This is a genomic window from Paracidovorax oryzae ATCC 19882 (assembly GCF_000687165.1).
Taxonomy (GTDB): Bacteria; Pseudomonadota; Gammaproteobacteria; order Burkholderiales; family Burkholderiaceae_C; genus Paracidovorax; species Paracidovorax oryzae.
The window spans coordinates 79,931-96,703 of sequence record NZ_JMKU01000001.1 but is presented as its reverse complement, the minus strand read 5'-3'; the positions used below and the strand labels follow the sequence as shown (position 1 = coordinate 96,703).

At 69.7% G+C, this 16,773-nt stretch carries 14 protein-coding genes; 5 read left to right on the top strand and 9 right to left on the bottom strand.

The window, feature by feature from the left end:
• Positions 1-29: 29 nt before the first annotated feature.
• From T336_RS0100440 to T336_RS0100400, 9 genes are all read right to left on the bottom strand, one after another.
• Complete coding sequence (locus T336_RS0100440; protein ID WP_026431094.1) at positions 30-2,267, bottom strand: GAF domain-containing protein; 2,238 nt, start codon at positions 2,265-2,267, stop codon at positions 30-32.
• Positions 2,268-2,343: 76 nt separating this feature from the next.
• Positions 2,344-2,952 (bottom strand): biliverdin-producing heme oxygenase, encoded by a 609-nt coding sequence (locus T336_RS0100435; protein WP_019701092.1) that lies wholly within the window; start codon positions 2,950-2,952, stop codon positions 2,344-2,346.
• A complete protein-coding gene (locus T336_RS0100430) occupies positions 2,949-5,618 on the bottom strand; it encodes an ATP-binding protein (RefSeq protein WP_026431093.1) in 2,670 nt (889 codons plus the stop codon). Before T336_RS0100430 ends, T336_RS0100435 begins: the two co-directional genes overlap by 4 nt.
• A 22-nt stretch (positions 5,619-5,640) precedes the next feature.
• Positions 5,641-7,632, bottom strand: coding sequence for a hybrid sensor histidine kinase/response regulator (locus tag T336_RS0100425; RefSeq protein WP_026431092.1), 1,992 nt, complete (start codon positions 7,630-7,632; stop codon positions 5,641-5,643).
• Positions 7,633-7,637: 5 nt separating this feature from the next.
• A complete protein-coding gene (locus T336_RS0100420) occupies positions 7,638-8,537 on the bottom strand; it encodes a sensor histidine kinase (RefSeq protein ID WP_026431091.1) in 900 nt (299 codons plus the stop codon).
• Between the two features lie 25 nt (positions 8,538-8,562).
• Positions 8,563-9,639 (bottom strand): ATP-binding SpoIIE family protein phosphatase, encoded by a 1,077-nt coding sequence (locus T336_RS0100415; RefSeq protein WP_026431090.1) that lies wholly within the window; start codon positions 9,637-9,639, stop codon positions 8,563-8,565.
• A complete protein-coding gene (locus T336_RS0100410) occupies positions 9,639-10,043 on the bottom strand; it encodes an anti-sigma regulatory factor (protein WP_013594744.1) in 405 nt (134 codons plus the stop codon). The genes T336_RS0100415 and T336_RS0100410 overlap by 1 nt, the downstream gene beginning before the upstream one ends.
• Entirely contained in the window at positions 10,033-10,407 is a 375-nt protein-coding gene (locus T336_RS0100405; RefSeq protein WP_026431089.1) for an STAS domain-containing protein, read from the bottom strand. Before T336_RS0100405 ends, T336_RS0100410 begins: the two co-directional genes overlap by 11 nt.
• A gap of 12 nt (positions 10,408-10,419) precedes the next feature.
• On the bottom strand, positions 10,420-11,271 hold the full coding sequence (locus tag T336_RS0100400; protein ID WP_026431088.1) for an STAS domain-containing protein: 852 nt from the start codon (positions 11,269-11,271) through the stop codon (positions 10,420-10,422).
• Between the two features lie 361 nt (positions 11,272-11,632).
• Between T336_RS0100400 and T336_RS0100395 the strand changes: the two genes are divergently transcribed.
• The 5 genes from T336_RS0100395 (at position 11,633) to hutH (ending at position 16,756) form a co-directional block, all read left to right on the top strand.
• The gene (locus T336_RS0100395) at positions 11,633-12,598 is read left to right on the top strand and encodes an ABC transporter substrate-binding protein (RefSeq protein ID WP_026431087.1); all 966 of its coding nucleotides are present in this window, start codon (positions 11,633-11,635) and stop codon (positions 12,596-12,598) included.
• Positions 12,599-12,642: 44 nt separating this feature from the next.
• On the top strand, positions 12,643-13,494 hold the full coding sequence (locus tag T336_RS0100390) for an ABC transporter permease (protein ID WP_026431086.1): 852 nt from the start codon (positions 12,643-12,645) through the stop codon (positions 13,492-13,494).
• On the top strand, positions 13,494-14,273 hold the full coding sequence (locus tag T336_RS0100385) for an ABC transporter ATP-binding protein (protein ID WP_026431085.1): 780 nt from the start codon (positions 13,494-13,496) through the stop codon (positions 14,271-14,273). Before T336_RS0100390 ends, T336_RS0100385 begins: the two co-directional genes overlap by 1 nt.
• A 43-nt stretch (positions 14,274-14,316) precedes the next feature.
• On the top strand, positions 14,317-15,099 hold the full coding sequence (gene hutC, locus T336_RS0100380; RefSeq protein ID WP_026431084.1) for a histidine utilization transcriptional repressor HutC: 783 nt from the start codon (positions 14,317-14,319) through the stop codon (positions 15,097-15,099).
• Positions 15,100-15,217: 118 nt separating this feature from the next.
• A complete protein-coding gene (gene hutH, locus T336_RS0100375) occupies positions 15,218-16,756 on the top strand; it encodes a histidine ammonia-lyase (RefSeq protein WP_026431083.1) in 1,539 nt (512 codons plus the stop codon).
• Positions 16,757-16,773 lie beyond the last annotated feature (17 nt).

The window sequence follows — 16,773 nt, the reverse complement described above, 5'->3', positions numbered from 1 at the left end:
GCGCGGTTCCTCAGCCGGAACGGCCGTTTTCAGGAACCGGCGATTGTGCCCGAGCCCGCCGGGGGAATCCGTACCGAGAAAACCACATGGCCGTCATCGTAGGTATAGGCGATGGTACCGCCATGGCCCCTGACGATCTCATAGGCAATGTAGAGCCCCAGGCCCATGCCGGAGCGGTTGCGGGCGTTGCCGGCCGAGGAGGCCTTGAACGGGCTGAACAGGTTGCTTGCAACCGCATCGTCGATGGGCGCGGCCACGTTCCGCACGGAGATGGCGGCACCCCCTTCGGGCAGCGGATCGGCGCCGACATGGATCGGATGCCCGGGCCGGCCATGGTGGCGCGCATTGCTCATGAGGTTCACGACCACCTGGGCGATCCGGTCGGCATCCACGCTGGCCTCCAGCCGCGGGGGCAGCTGGATGCGCAGTTCGATGTCGGGGTGGGCCGTGTGGGCTTCGTCGACGAGGTCCGCGAGCAGGGCGGAGAGGTCGGAGCGGGCGATCTGCAGGTCCAGCCCCAGGCCGCTCTGCAGCCGGGACATGTCCATGACCTGGCTCACGAGGCGCTGCATGCGGCTGCTGGACGACTGGATGCGCTGGCCCAGCCGGCCGGTGCGCCCGCTGGCGTCACCGTCCTTCTCCAGCACGCGCGCGGCCATACTGATGGAGTGCAGGGGGTCGCGCAGGTCATGGCCGAGCACCGCCATGAGCTGGGTGCGGGCGCGGTTGAGTTCGGCATGCCGGGCATGCTGCGCGCGCTGCAGTTCGTCCAGCACATGCCCGGCGATGTCGAGTTCCACGCCTTCCCATGGCTCGGCCGTGGCCCGGACGGTCTCCTTCCACAGCTCGAACGAGCCGCGGGGCGTGAGCCGCGGGCCGAGCGGGCCGGGGCGGACTTCCTTCTCCGGCCGTCCGCCCCAGTGGATGGTTTCGATCTGTTCGCGGCGCAGGAAAAGCGCCCAGCCCCCGCGTTCGCGGTCGAAGGGCAGCGCCAGCAGGCCGCACCATGGTGCCGCCCGGTCGGCCAGGGCCGCCATGCGGCGGGGCAGGGAATGGGTGTGGAACAGGCGGTCCGGGGAGACGTCCTCCGGGCCGGTGCCGAGCCATTCCAGGATGGCCTGGGCCGCCTCTTCGTGGATGCCGCCGAACAGCTGCAGCTTGGCGCCCGTGGCCACGACGGCCGCTTCGGCGTGGAGCGTGGTGCAGAGCTCGGCCGCGTGGCGGGCCATCGCGGCGTATTCGTCGTCGGAGTGCAGGATGTCCGCGACGAGGCGCGAGCGCACGGCAGCGGCGGCCTCCGTGCGTTCCGTCTGGGCGCGCAGCAGGGAGTTCTGAATGTTGGACGACAGCACCTGCGCGATCACATCGCAGGCCATGCGCACGCTGTAGGGCACCTGGCGCGGCTGCATGTGGTGGCATGCCAGCAGGCCCCAGAGCTGGCCGTTGATGACGATGGACACGCTCATCGAAGCGGCCACGCCCATGTTGGCGAGGTATTCGATGTGGATGGGCGAGACGCTGCGCAGGATGCTGGCGCTCAGGTCGAGGGGCGCGGCCTCGCGCTGCTGCAGCGGCACCACGGGCGCGCCCACGTCGGCGATGAGGCGCAGCGTGTTGACGACATACAGGCGCCGGGCCTGGGCGGGGATGTCGCTGGCCGGATAGCGCCGCCCCCGGTAGGGATCCAGCGTGGGAATGCAGGACTCCGCGGCCACCTCGCCGCTGCCGTCGGGCCGGAAGCGGTAGGCCATCACGCGGTCGAAGCCGGTCAGCGCACGCAGCTCTTCGGTGGCGAGCTGCAGCAGGTCGTCGATGGCGCGGGGCCGGCGCAGCTTTTCCATGGCCCGGTGCGCCTGCACCGCGAACACGGCCAGTTCGGCGCTGCTGTGCCGGCGCGATTCGAATTCGGCCACGAGCAGCTTGTCGCTGATGTGCAGCACTACGTCGAACTGCCGGCTGCCCACCTGCAACTCCGCGGGCATGGGCACCTCGACTTCGCCGTGCAGCGCCAGCAGGCCTTCGCGCACCTTGTCGGCCACGGCCGAGCAGGGGGCCCGGGGCTGCAGCCCTTCGAGCACGCTGCCCGGCTCCAGGGGGCAGCCCAGGAGATCCTCCGCGTTGGCGCTCGCATAGCGGACGACACCTTCGCCATCGAACGCGACGAGCGCGCCATGGTTCTGGATGCTTCCAGGAATGTGGATCGGCTCGCGGTCGCAATTGTCGAGGGTCGCTGCCGCGGGGGCCGCGGTGTGGAGCGGGAGGGTCATGGGAAGGGCTCCATCGAGCCGCATCGCGCCGGGGCGGCCACGGAGCGGCCGGCGCGAAGGGAAGGGAATGGAGCAGTCATGCGGGTGTTTCCTGGGGATCGTACAGCCGTTGCAAGGCATCGAAAGCCGCGCGCGCCCCGGCGCAGGCGGCTTCGATGTCGGCCGGCGTCTGCACGTTGCGGGCCAGGCGGGCAGTGAAATCCTTCCAGCGCTCCGCCGTGCGGCTGCCGCTGCCCTGCAGATACCGCAGCGGGTGGGGCGCCAGGGGCTGGGCCAGTCGCCGGTAGAGCCATTGTCCTCCGAGCTGAGACCCTTCCACCACGTAGGCCATTCCCCAGGCCACGGCCGCCTGTCGTCCGGGGCACGCCGCGAGCGCCGTGTCGATGGCCGCGCGCGCGAGCGGGGCCGCGCACGGTGGCAGGGCGGCTGCGGCATCCGCCAGATCGTCGTGCAGGGCCTCCCGCCGCGCCGGATCGTCCAGCCGCCAGGCGGATGCTCCGTCGTCGATCAGGCGCAGCAGCGGGGACAGCACCTGGAGCCAGGCCGCCAGGGCGCGTGCATGGTGGACGTACTCCTCCAGCCCGGCGCCCGGGCGTGCGATGGGCAGGTTCGCGTCGAGGTGCTCATGCCGCGTGCGCGTGGCGTCCCGCAGGGCGCCCAGGCAGTCTGCTGCGGCAGGCCTCATGACGGTTGCCGGATGAGGGTTCGCACGCGGTGGGCCAGCGCGTCGAGCGTGAAGGGCTTGGTCAGCACGTGCATGCCGCGCTCCAGGTGGCCATTGCCCACGGCCGCGTTCTCGGCGTAGCCGGTGATGAAGAGGATCTGCAGGTCGGGCCGCGTGAGGCGCCCGCCGTCGGCCAGCTGGCGTCCGTTCATGCCGCCGGGCAGGCCGACGTCGGTGATGAGCAGGTCCAGGTGGGTGCGCGACTGCAGCACCTGCAGGGCGGAAGCGCCGTCGTGCGCCTCGATGGTCTGGTAGCCCATCTCGTGCAGCACTTCCACCACCAGGGCGCGCACGCTCGGCTCGTCGTCCACCACCAGCACGACCCCCGATCCTTCTCCGGCCTCGGGCAGCTGCAGGGTGGGGATGCCGGAGTCCTCGGGCTGTGCTTCGTGGCGAGGCAGGTAGATGCACATCGTCGTGCCCATGCCCGGTTCGGAATACGCGCGCACCTGCCCGCCCGATTGCCGCGCGAATCCATACACCATCGACAGGCCCAGGCCGGTGCCCATGCCGATCGGCTTGGTGGTGAAGAAGGGTTCGAAGATGCGGCGCATCACCTCGGGCGCCATGCCGGTGCCGGTATCGGTGACGCACAGCGACACATATTGGCCCGGCGGCAGGTCGCGTTCGCGGCCGGCCCGCTCGTCCATCCAGGCGTTGGCGGTCTCGATGGTGAGCCGCCCGCCGCCGGGCATCGCGTCGCGCGAATTGATGCAGAGGTTCAGGAGCGCGCTTTCGAGCTGGTGCGGGTCCACGTGGGTGGTCCACAGGCCCACGGCGTTCACGACCTCCAGTTCCGTCTCCGGGCCGATGGTGCGGCGGATGAGTTCCTCCATGCCGCGCACCAGGCGGTTCACGTCGGTGGGCTTGGGGTCGAGCGTCTGCCGGCGCGAGAACGCCAGCATGCGGTGGGTCAGCGAGGCGGCGCGGCGCGCTGCGCCCTGGCCGACCGTCACATAGCGGGCGAGATCGTCGAAGCGCCCCTGCGCCACGCGCCGGTTGAGCAGTTCGAGACTGCCGCTGATGGTGGCCAGCAGGTTGTTGAAATCGTGCGCGAGGCCGCCGGTGAGCTGCCCCACGGCTTCCATCTTCTGCGACTGCCGCAGCGCCTCCTGGATGGCCTCGCGCTCGCGGGATTCGGCGGTGAGGCGTGCCAGGGCATCCTCCAGGTCGCGGGTGCGCTCGGCCACCCGGCTTTCCAGGTGGCTGTTGAGGGTGCGCAGCTCCTGTTCGGCCATGCGCTGGTCGGTCACGTCGTAGCCTTCGGCGAAGATGCCGTTCACCGCCCCCATGCCGTCCAGCGTGGGCTGGTAGATGAAGTTCAGGTAGTGCTCGGTCAGGGGGCCGCCCGGTTCGCGCTGCAGCATGACCTTGAGGTTCTTGCCGATGTAGGGCCTGCCGGTGCGGTACACCTCGTCGAGCAGTTCGTGGATGCCCTGGCCCTGCAGTTCCGGCAGGGCTTCCCGGATGGACTTGCCCTCGAGATCTCTGCGGCCGATGAGCTGCTGGTAGGAGTCGTTGACGAACTCGTACACGTGGTCGGGCCCGCGCAGCACGCACATGAAGCCCGGAGCCTTGCTGAACAGTTCGCGCAGGCGGTCGCGCTCGGCCGTGCGGGATTCCAGCGCCTCGGCCTGCGCGATGGCGGGCGCGACCTGCCCGGCGAGCAACTGCACGAACGACCGGGTCTCGGCGTCGTCCGCGGGGCGCAGCGGGTTGGCGCCGCATACGATGAAGCCCGCAGACCGGGTGTCCCCCTGCGGCGGCAGGGCCACCACGAAGGCGGTGTGCGGCGGAACCTGCCATGCGCCGGTGGGCGTGTCGGCCGCCGGTTCCAGGGGCACGGCGAACGCGGCCTCGCCGGCTGCGAGCCGGTTCAGGCGCCAGGGCCAGGGCGCGCCGGGGGCCATTTCGCGCGGTGCCAGCCGGTGGCCCGAAGGCACGCCGGCATTGCAGGCCAGCCGCGCCGTGCCGTGGGCATCGTAGAGATAGATCAGCGAGAAGGGCAGGTCCTTCTGCGCGTTCGCCAGGGTGAGGCAGGCGCCGTCCACGACCTGCTGGCGGGTGCCGCCCAGCGACATCGCCGCGCCCAGTTCGTGCAGTATGGCCAGGCGTCGCTCGCTGATGACCCGGCGCGTCTCTTCGGATACTGCGCAGAAGAGGCCGTTGACGCGCCCGTCGTCGTCCAGCAGCGGACTGTACGAGAAGGTGTGGTAGGTCTCCTCGAGCGTGCCGGTGCCGGCGCGGTCGATGAGCAGCAGGAGGGACGAATCCCAGGTGGACTCGCCACGCTGGTACACCGCGTGCATGCGGTCCTTCACGTCGTCCCAGATCTCGGCCCAGATCTCCGCGGTAGGGCGCCCGAGCGCGTCGGGGTGCTTCGTGCCCAGGGTGGGGCGGTAGGCGTCGTTGTAGAAAAAGGCGATGTCCGGGCCCCAGCCCACCCACATTTCGAAGCGCGAGGTCAGCAGGATGCGCAGCGCGGCCTTGAGCCCCTGGGGCCAGCGTTCGGGCGGCCCGAGCGGCGTCGCTTCCCAGTCGTGCTGGCGCATGCGGCGTGCCATCTCGCTCTGGCCGATGAAGATGTCGGCATGGCGTTCGGCGGGCGGGTGCGGTGGGGTGGTCATGGCGTCGGGGGACGTCGGGGCCTCAAGCCGGGCGGGCGGCCATCAGGCGCGCGATCGTGGCCATCAGGGCATGGGGCTGGAGGGGCTTGCCCAGGTGCGCGTCGAAACCCGCTTCCAGGGCCTTGTTCGCGTCCTGCGGGCGCGAAAAAGCGGTGAGCGCGATCGCGATGGGCGGCCTGAGTCCCTGCGGCACGGGCATGCCGCGCAGCGCGCGCGCGAGTTCGTAGCCATCGCGCCCGGGCAGGCCGATGTCGCTCACGACCACATCGGGCCAGCGCTCGCGCAGCGCCTGCACCGCGGAGTCGTAATCCACCGCCTGGCGGGGGCGTGCGCCTCCGTCCGAGAGGACGACGGCCAGCATCTCGCTCGCGTCCGGGTGGTCCTCGACGGTGAGGATGTCGAGGCCCCTGAGCGGACGGTCGGCCTCGGCCGGCTCGGGTACCGGCTCGTCGGACGCCAGGACGTCGGGCACGCTGGCGCCGGCGCCGCCTTCGTAGGCCGCGGTGAGGGTGACCGTGATCGTGGTGCCTTCCCCCGGGCCGGCGCTGTAGGCTTCGACACCGCCGCCGTGCAGTTCCGCCAGGTGCTTGACGATGGACAGGCCGAGGCCCAATCCGCCATGGCGGCGGTTGTCCGGTGAATCGCTCTGGGTGAACCGGTCGAAGAGGTGCTCGATGAATTCGGGCGAGATGCCGCGCCCGAAGTCCTGCACGGTCAGCGTGAGCGCATCGCCGTCGCGGGACATCGACACGTCGATGCGCCCGCTGTCGTTCGAGAACTTGATGGCGTTGGTCAGCAGGTTCCAGAAGATCTGCTGGAAGCGCGTCGGGTCGAGCCATGCGGGCCCCGTGTCTTCGCCTGCGCTCAGAACGATCTCCAGGTGCTTCTCCGCGATGGAGGCCTGCAGTGCATCGATCGCGGAGCGAACCACCTCGATGGGTTGCGTCCATTCGCGCTCCAGGTGCAGCTTGCCGCTGTTGATGCGAGAGACGTCGAGGATGTCGGAAATGATGCGGGCCTGGGCCTTGACGTTGCGGTGGATGGAGTCCAGCCCCTTGATGAGTTCCGGCGTGCCGCCTCGCCGCTTGAGGATGTGCACCCAGCCGGCGATCGCGTTCAGCGGCGTGCGCAGCTCGTGCGAGAGCACGGCGATGAAATCGTCCTTGGTGCGGCTCAGGCGTTCGGCCGTGGCGCGGGCCGCCTGCTCGCGCTCCAGCACTTCCTGGCGGCGGCTGTCGAGCTCCACACGCTCGGAGATGTCGGCGGCCAGGGCCATGCGCAGGCCGGGCTCCACGTGCGCGGAAATGCTCCACTCCAGGTACACCCACTGGCCCGAGGGCCGCATGAGCGGGAACTCCCCCTGCCACGTGGCCGACTGGCCGCTGTCCACGGTCTTGTCCCTGACGAAGTCCACCCAGCCGGGCGGGGCGAAGTCGCTGATCGCGCGGCCGAGGACTTCCTGGCGGGTGCGCCCGAGCAGGCGTGCCATCGCCGGGTTGACGTCGGTGAAGCGCCCGTCGCGCTCCAGCAGCCCGATGCCGCTCAGGGCCTGGCTGTAGATGGCGCGGAAGCGCCGGTCGCTGCGCCGCAGGCTGTCCTCCGCGGTGCGCGCGCGGATGAGTGCCTGCAGGGTGCCCACCAGCACCGCCGGCTCCACGGGATGGGTGAGGTAGGCGTCCGCCCCTGCGTTCAGGCCGGTGACGCGGTCTTCGGCATGCACGTGGGCCGCCGAGAGGTGCATCACGGGCAACTGGGCCGTGTCCTCGCGGGCGCGCAGCGCGCGGCAGACGGCGAAACCGTCGATGTCCGGCAGGTGCACGTCCAGCACCACGGCCGAGACGCCTTCGCTTGCCATCTGCAGGGCCTGGGCGCCGCTCTCGGCTTCCACGGTCTGGAAGCCCGCAGCGCGCACGATGCGTGCGGTGGAGTAGCGGGTGACCGGGTTGTCGTCCACCACCAGCACGGTGTGGGCCGAGCGTTCGATGGTCGCATGGATGGCTCCGACGTCCAGCATATGCGTCACTCCGCGATCCCGGTGGCGGGCGCCGGCTCCGGCAGGCGCACGGGCAGCGTCACGGAGAACACCGATCCTTCGCCCGGCGTGCTCTGCAGCTCCACGGCGCCGCCGAGCAGTTCGGCGAGCTGGCGGCACAGCGCCAGGCCCAGGCCGGTGCCGCGCAGGCGCTTCTGCAGCGGCGAGCCCACCTGCGAGAAATCCTCGAACACGCTGGCATGGAACTCGGGGGCGATACCGATGCCGGTATCGGCCACGGAGAAACGCACGCGGTCGCCGTCGCAGGCCTGCGCGGACACGCGGACCTCGCCGCGCGGCGTGAACTTGAGCGCATTGGAGATGAAGTTGCGCAGGATCTGCGACAGCTTGCGGTCGTCGGTGAAGAGCGCAGGAAGATTGCGGGGCTCCTCGAACACCAGGTTGAGCTCCGGGTTGGTGGCGACCGGCTTGAACATGCCGCGCAGGGCCTGGAATAGGTCCACCATATCGAACCAGGCGGGCGAGATATCGACGCGGCCGGCCTCGATCTTGGCGAGGTCGAGCAGGTCGTCCACCATGTCGGAGAACTCTGCCGCCGTCGCCTGGATGAAAGCCACCTGCCGCGACTGCTCGGCATTCAGCGGGCCGTCCACATGGTCGGCCAGCAGCCGTGCAATGCTGCGGATGGAGCTGATCGGCGTGCGGAACTCGTGGCTCATGTATGCCAGGAACCGGCTCTTCATTTCGGTGGCCTTGAGCAGCTGCTCGGCCTGTGTGTCCAGTTCCGAATAGAGCGCCACCACGCCGCGGTTGGTTTCCTCCAGTTCCGCGCGCAGCAGTTCAAGCTCCTGCTGGCTCGCCGCCAGGGCAGCGCGCAGCGCCTCGGGAGCGGCGGCGGCAGTCTGGTCTTCTTGCTCGGATGTCATCGTGCGGGTCCTCGTGTGCGCGGGCTCAGCCAGTGCGCTGGACCACGACGACGGTGGCGTCGTCGCGAGCCCGGTGGTGGTCGCGCAGCAGCACTGCGGCCGCGAGCGCAGGGTCGCGGCCGAGCAGGGGATGGAGGGCGGCGGGAGGCCAGCGCGATTCGATGCCGTCGGTGTGCACGATGATGAGCGCATGCGCAGGGGGCTGCGTGGCGGTCTCGCCGCCCTTGCGGATGTGCAGCCCCACGGTGCCGTGCAGCGCGGGCACCGAGCGGTCGGCCACGCCGGAGACCAGCCTCGCCGCCACGTTGCCGATGCTGGCGCTGTGCACGGGGGCCTGCGGGCCGTCCCAGCGCAGGCTGCACATGGCAGCGCCGCGCGTGCCCTGCAGCGCCAGGTGGGCCCGGTCGGTTACTCCGCCGAGCTCGCCGAACGGCGATTGCAGGAAGACCGACAGCGCCGCCTGCGCGGGCCGCGCCGCCTCGGGGCCGTGTCCCAGGCCGTCGGCCACGCACAGTGCCATGCGCTCCCCGTCGATGGCGGCCGCCCACGCGTCGCCACAGACGGTCTCTCCCCGCAGCGGCAGGCAGATCGCGCCGATGCGGACCGCCGGGAGGGGCGCCGCGCGACGCGCAACGGCATCCGCGGCAGCGAAGCCATCCTCTTCTTCCTGCGGGCGTTCCTGCACCCGTGCGACGCAGACGGTGCCCTGGGGCGTGGAATGGAGGTCGAGGCTGTCGGAAAGGCGCCGCACGGCACCCAGCCCCGTGCCGGGCGACCCGCCGGTGGAATAGCCGTCGCGCATCACCAGCCGCAGGTCTGCGATGCCGGGGCCGTTGTCGATGGCGATCACCTCCACCGTGCGGCGCCCGGGGATGGCCGCGATGAGCAGCCGGCCGCCCCGGGCGTGCCGGTGCAGGTTGGTGGCCAGTTCGGTGACGACCAGCGAGAGCCGGCCGGCGTCGGTGGCGTTCCAGCCCATTTCCGCGCTGGCGTGCGCACCGAAGCGCCGCGCCTCGCCGACGCGGCTGGCATCGTCGATCGGAAAGGCGACATGGGTCCAGCCGTGCAGGACCTCGGCGGGGGCATGGGGCGTCACGTCCATCACTTCCATTTCGTGATGGTCACGCAGGTGCCCTGGCCGGGGGCGGTGCGGATGTCGAAGTCGTTCACCAGCCGGCGGCTGCCCGGCAGGCCCAGGCCCATTCCGCCGCCGGAAGTCCAGCCGTCCGACAGGGCGAGCTGCAGGTCGGCAATGCCCGGGCCTTCGTCCTCGAAATGCATGCGCAGGCCCGCGCGCCCGGCCTGGTCGAGCAGTTCCCAGCGCATGCGGCCTCCGCCGCCGTGGACCAGGGTATTGCGCGACAGCTCGCTGGCTGCGGTGATGACCTTGGTCTGATCCACCAGCGAGAACCTGAGCCTGCCGCACAGCGTGCGGACGGCCTGGCGGCACAGCACGATGTGCTGCTCGGATTCGAGGGGCAGGGTGCCCGAGGTCTCATCGGCCAAGAGGGGCCTCCCCGCGGATGCGGCGCAGCAGTTCCATGCCGCGCTCCACGTTGAGCGCGGTGCGCACGCCGTCCAGCGACAGGCCGAGTTCCACGAGGGTGATGGCCACGGCCGGCTGCATGCCGACCACGACCGTATGTGCAGAGAGAATGCGCGCGATGCCGGAGATGCTGCTGAGCATCCGGCCAACGAACGAATCCACGATTTCCAGTCCGGAGATGTCGATCATCACGCCGGTGGCGCCGGTGTCGGCGATGCGCGTGGCGAGGTCTTCCTGCAGCGCCAGGGCGGTGCGGTCCTGCATGTCCAGCTGGATGGTGACCAGCAGGGTGTCGCCCATGCGGAGGATCGGTATGCGTTCCATGCCGTTCCCCGGTCAGTCGCGCACGCGGTCGATGCGCCAGCCGTTTTTTTGCAGCGCGAGGGCGAGGGCATCCGCGAGCGTGGCACGCGTGTGGATGCCCTGCAGGTCGATGCCCAGGTGCACGATGGTCTGCGCGATCTGCGGCCGGATGCCGCTGACGATGCAGTCGGCGCCCATGAGCCGGATGGCGGCCACCGTCTTGAGCAGGTGCTGCGCGACCAGCGTGTCCACCGTGGGAACGCCGGTGATGTCGATGATGGCGATGTCGGAGCCGGTGTCCACGATGCGCTGCAGCAGCGTTTCCATCACCACCTGGGTGCGGTTGCTGTCGAGCGTTCCGATCATCGGCACGGCCAGCACGCCGTCCCACAGCTTGACCACCGGGGTGGACAGCTCCAGCAGCTCTTCCTGCTGGCGGCGGATGATGTCCTCGCGCGCCAGCTGGAAGGTGTTGACCGTGTGCTGCGCCATGCGGTCCACCAGCGCGGTGGTGCTCCAGAGCGCGGCCTGCAGGGCGGTGGTGTCCTGCGATGTCGCCTGCAGCTGCGTGAACAGGGCCTTCTTGAGCGCGAGCACGAACAGGCTGGTGTCGCCGGCGGTCTCGCCGCGGGCGGCCCGGGAACGCGACAGGGCTTCCAGCACGCCGTTGAGCGTGTGCCATGCGCTGCCCGCCTGGGGATGGCCTGCGGGGGGCGGTGCGCTCTGCAATGCGGTGCGCAGCGCCTGCAGGAGGTCGCGGGCATCGGAGACGGCGCCAGCGGAATGCAGGGCATCGCCCTGGGCAGCTTCGGCCAGCCATTCCTGGATGATGGCCTCTTCCTGGCGATCCAGGATGGCCGCGAGGGCCTCGTACTGCAGAGTCATGGCCGGGGCCGCTTTCGCTCGATGTTGTAGATGCGCCAAATTCTAAAGGCGGGGGCATGTCCGTCCGGGGGGCAGGGGCTGCTTTTACGGAACTCTCCGACATGGCTGGTCCACGGTGGCGCACGCTTGTGGTGTGCAGCGGACAGCCGGCGCACCGGGTCGGGGATTCGCGGGCGGCCTCCGTGCCCGTGGAAGCCGTTCCAGCGAGGGTTTCCCCGGGGCGAGGCCTGGTCTCCTTCTTGCATGGAGGTGCGTGCAGCCGGATGCTTGCGCGTTAACCCTGTATAGACAGCATGGGCAGGGGGCAAGAATGGGCGGGCAGTCGATTTTCCAGGTGCATTCATTCACGAGGAGCAGGACGATGGGCAGAACGGTATGGAGTGGCGTGTCGCGGATCGCCGCGGCGGCGGGCATGGTCGGGCTGGCGATGGCCGCCCAGGCCCAGGAGACGAAGATCGCGCTGGGCATGTCCGGCTGGACCGGCTTCGCGCCGCTGACCCTGGCCGACAAGGCCGGCATCTTCAGGAAGAACGGCCTGGATGTGGAACTGAAGATGATCCCCCAGAAGGACCGCCACCTCGCCCTGGCATCCAAGGCCATCCAGTGCGCCGCCACCACGGTGGAGACGCACGTCGCCTGGAACACCAACGGCGTGCCCATCGTGCAGATCTTCCAGATGGACAAGTCCTACGGCGCCGACGGCATCGCGGTGCGCAATGACGTGAAGAGCTTCGCCGACCTCAAGGGCAAGACCGTGGCCGTGAGCGCTCCGGGCACCGCGCCGTATTTCGGCCTGGCCTGGATGCTGTCGAAGAACGGCATGATGCTCAAGGACGTGAAGACCGTGTCGCTGGAGCCGCAGCCGGCCGCGCAGGCCTTCGTCTCGGGCCAGAACGATGCCGCGATGACCTACGAGCCCTACCTGTCCACCATCCGCGCCAACCCGCAGGCGGGCAGGATCCTCGCCACCACCATCGACTACCCGATGGTCATGGACACCGTGGGCTGCGCGCCCGACTGGCTCAAGGCGAACCCGAAGGCCGCGCAGGCGCTCACGCAGTCGTATTTCGATGCGCTGGAGATGATCAAGGCGGACCCGGCCAAGGCCAACGAGATCATGGGCGCGGCCGTCAAGCAGACGGGCGAGGCGTTCGCCAAGTCGTCGGCCTACCTGCGCTGGCAGGACAAGGCCGCCAACCAGAAGTTCTTCGCGGGCGAACTGCAGCAATTCATGAAGGATGCCGGCGCGATCCTGCTGGAGGCGGGCGTGGTGCGCAAGCAGCCGGACAATTTCGGCGCCATGTTCGATGACAGCTTCATCAAGTGAGGTGACGCCATGGACCGCCGAGCCTTGCCGTGGAGGCCCCGCCGATGAGCCGGGTGATGGGCGCCGTGCCCGCTGACGACCAACCCGCCGCGCCGACGGCGGCCCCGCTGCGCTGCCGGGCCCTGCGCCCGCTGGAGCCCGTGGCTCCGCGCACGCGCTGGATGCTGGGCGCTGCGTTCTTCGTGCTTTTCGTGGCCGCGTGGTCGGTGGCCACGCTGGGCGGCTACGTGTCGCCCACCTTCCTGGCGAGCCCCGTCACGATGGTCCAGGAGGGCTGGCTGCTGTTCACGCAGTTCGGCTTCCTGCACGACATCGGCATGACGGTGTGGCGCGTGCTGGGCGGCTTCGTGCTGGCCGCCATCGTGGCCGTGCCGCTGGGCATCTGCATGGGCGCGCACAAGGGCGTGGAGGCCTTCCTGGAGCCCTTCGTGTCCTTCTGCCGCTACCTGCCGGCATCGGCCTTCATCCCGCTGCTCATCCTCTGGGCGGGCCTGGGCGAGTTGCAGAAGCTGCTGGTGATCTTCATCGGCTCCGTATTCCAGATCATCCTGATGGTGGCCGTGATCGTGGGCAATGCCCGCAAGGACCTGGTCGAGGCTGCGTACACGCTGGGTGCCACGCCCACGGGCATCGTGCGCCGCGTGCTCATTCCGGGCGCCGCGCCGGACATCGCCGAGACGCTGCGCCTGGTGCTGGGCTGGGCCTGGACCTACGTGATCGTCGCCGAGTTGATCGGCTCGTCCTCCGGCATCGGCCACATGATCACCGACAGCCAGGCGCTGCTGAACACCGGGCAGATCATCTTCGGGATCATCGTGATCGGGGTCATCGGCCTGGTGTCGGACTTCCTCTTCAAGGCGCTCAACCGCCGCCTCTTCGCCTGGAGCGCCATCTGATGAGTGAGTTGCATATCCAGGGTGTCTCGCGCACCTTCACCTCGGCTAAGGGCCCGGCCACGCAGGCGCTGCTGCCGGTCGATTTCCATGTGGCCGACAACGACTTCGTTACCATTCTGGGCCCTTCGGGCTGCGGCAAATCGACCATGCTGCGCATCGTGGCGGGGCTGGACCAGCCCACCAGCGGCCGGGTGCTGCTGGACGGCCAGCCCGTGACGGGCCCGGGCGCCGACCGGGGCATGGTGTTCCAGAGCTATACGCTGTTTCCCTGGCTCACCATCGAGCAGAACATCCGCTTCGGCCTGCGCGAGCGGGGCATGCCCGAGTCGCAGCAGAAGGAGCGCGCAGCCTATTTCATCGCCAAGGTGGGGCTGCGCGGCTTCGAGCAACACTACCCCAAGCAGCTCTCGGGCGGCATGCAGCAGCGCACCGCCATCGCCCGCGCGCTGGCCAACGACCCCAAGATCCTGCTGATGGACGAGCCTTTCGGCGCGCTCGACAACCAGACCCGCGTGCTCATGCAGGAATTGTTGCTGGGCATCTGGGAGGCCGAGCGCAAGACCGTGATGTTCGTCACCCACGATATCGACGAGGCCATCTTCATGGCCAGCCGCGTAGCCGTGTTCAGCGCGCGGCCGGGGCGCATCAAGACGGAGATCGCGGTCGATCTGCCGCATCCGCGGCATTACACGCTCAAGACCTCGCCGGAGTTCATGGAACTCAAGGCGCGGCTGACCGAGGAAATCCGGGCCGAATCCATGGCGGCCGAGGCGCACTGATGCGTGGCCGGCCACCGCGCAGCGCGCTGATAGAGTCCCGCGCATGATGATGACCGCCCGCAAGCGCCCCTCCCGACCCGCCGGCCTGCCGGCTGCTGCCGAACCGGCGCTCGCCCTCTACCAGCAGATCAAGGACCACATCGTGCGCAGGATCCAGGACGGATCGTGGCGTGCGGGCGACCGGCTGCCGTCGGAGAGCGAGCTGGTGCAGCAGTTCGGCATGTCGCGCATGACCGTGAACCGCGCGCTGCGCGAACTGGTGGAGCAGGGCCGCATCGTGCGTGTGGCCGGCGTGGGCAGCTTCGTGGCGGAGGACAAGCCGCAGTCCACGCTGCTGCAGATCGCCAACCTCGCCAGCGAGATCCGGCAGCGCGGCCACGATTACCGCTGCGACGTGCTGGCGGTGGAGCGTGTGTCCGCGCCGCTGGACATCGCGGCCGCGCTGGACTTGCGCACGGGGGAGTCGGTCTTCCATGCGGTTTGCGTGCACCGCGAGGATGGCGTGCCGGTGCAACTGGAAGACCGCTACGTGAACCCGCGCGCGGTGCCGCAGTTCGGTGCGCAGGACTTCACGCGGCTGCAGCCATCCGAGTACCTCGTGCGCAATGTGCCGTTCGACCAGATGGAGCACGTCGTGGATGCCGTGCTGCCCACGCCCGAGCAGGCGCGCCTGCTGGAGATGGCGGGGGGAGATCCGTGCCTGCTGCTCACCCGCCGGACCTGGACGCGGGGCATGCCGGTCACGCTGGTGCGCTGCCTGCACCCGGGCTCGCGCTACCGGCTCGGCAGCCGCATCCGGGCCGACGGCCATCCGCTCGTCGGCTGACTCGTATGGTGGTCATCCTGTATATACAAGTTGACGATTCCATGGTTCAATGCGCCCGCCGACGTGGAAAAGACCAGCGGCCTATTTTGCAGATTGACTTGTATATACAGGAAGAGCCATGAGCGCCACGCCCACCCTCGTACTGCACCCCGGCCGGGTCACCCTGGCCGAACTGCGCGTCATCGCCGCCGGCGGCCAGCGGCTGGCGCTCGATGCCTCCGCGCTGGCCGGCATGCAGGCCGCCCAGGCGACGGTGGACCGCATCGTCGATGAAGACCAGGTGGTCTATGGCATCAACACCGGCTTCGGCAAGCTCGCCAGCACGAAGATCGCGGCGGGCCGCCTGGCCGAGCTGCAACGCAACCTGGTGCTCTCGCACAGCGTGGGCACGGGCGATCCGCTGCCGGACGATGTCGTGCGCATGGTGCTGGCCACCAAGGCCGTGAGCCTGGCGCGCGGCCATTCCGGCGTGCGCCCGGCGCTGGTGGATGCGCTGCTGGCGCTGGCCAATGCCGATGTGCTGCCGGTGATTCCCGCCAAGGGCTCGGTGGGCGCGTCGGGCGACCTGGCGCCGCTGGCACACCTGGCCTGCGTGCTGATCGGGGAGGGCGCTGCCCGGGTGGGCGGCCAGGTCGTTTCCGGCCGCGAGGCCATGGCCGCCGTCGGGCTGGAGCCCTTCGTGCTGGGCCCCAAGGAAGGCCTGGCGCTGCTCAACGGCACGCAGGTGTCCACCGCCCTGGCGCTGGCAGGATTGTTCGCAGCCGAAAGCGTGTTCGCCGCCGGCCTGGTGTCGGGCTGCCTGACGCTCGAAGCCATCAAGGGCTCGGTCAAGCCCTTCGACGCGCGCATCCATGAAGCACGCGGGCAGGCCGGCCAGATCGCCGTGGCAGCGGCGGTGCGCGCGCTGCTGGAGGGCAGCGCCATCGACCCCTCCCACCCGGACTGCGGGCGCGTGCAGGACCCGTACTCGATCCGCTGCGTGCCCCAGGTGATGGGGGCCTGCCTGGAAAACCTCTCGCATGCCGCCCGCGTGCTGCAGATCGAAGCCAATGCCGCATCGGACAATCCGCTCGTTTTTACCGACACGGGGGAGGTGATCTCCGGCGGCAACTTCCACGCCGAGCCGGTGGCCTTCGCGGCAGACATCATCGCGCTGGCCATTTCCGAGATCGGCGCCATTTCCGAGCGCCGGCTCGCGCTGCTGCTGGACACGGGCCTGTCGGGCCTGCCAGCCTTCCTGATCCGGGACAGCGGCGTCAACTCCGGCTTCATGATCGCCCAGGTCACGGCCGCCGCCCTGGCCACGGAGAACCAGTGCCTGGCCCATCCCAGCAGCGTGACCAGCCTGCCCACCTCTGCCAACCAGGAAGACCATGTCTCCATGGCCACCTACGCCGCGCGGCGCCTGCTGGACATGGCGCGCAACACGGCAGTGATCGTCGGCATCGAGGCCATGGCCGCCGCGCAGGGCATGGAGTTCGACCGCAGCCTGCAATCGTCCCCGCTGATCGAGGCGCAGTTCGCCGCCATCCGCGGGCGCGTGGCCTTCCTGGAGCAGGACCGCTACCTCGCGCCCGACATCGAGGCCATGCGCCTGTGGGCCGGCACGTCGGCGTGGCCCGCGCCGCTCGCGGCCATCCTGCCCAGCTTCCAGTAACCCCGGTCCGTACCCGA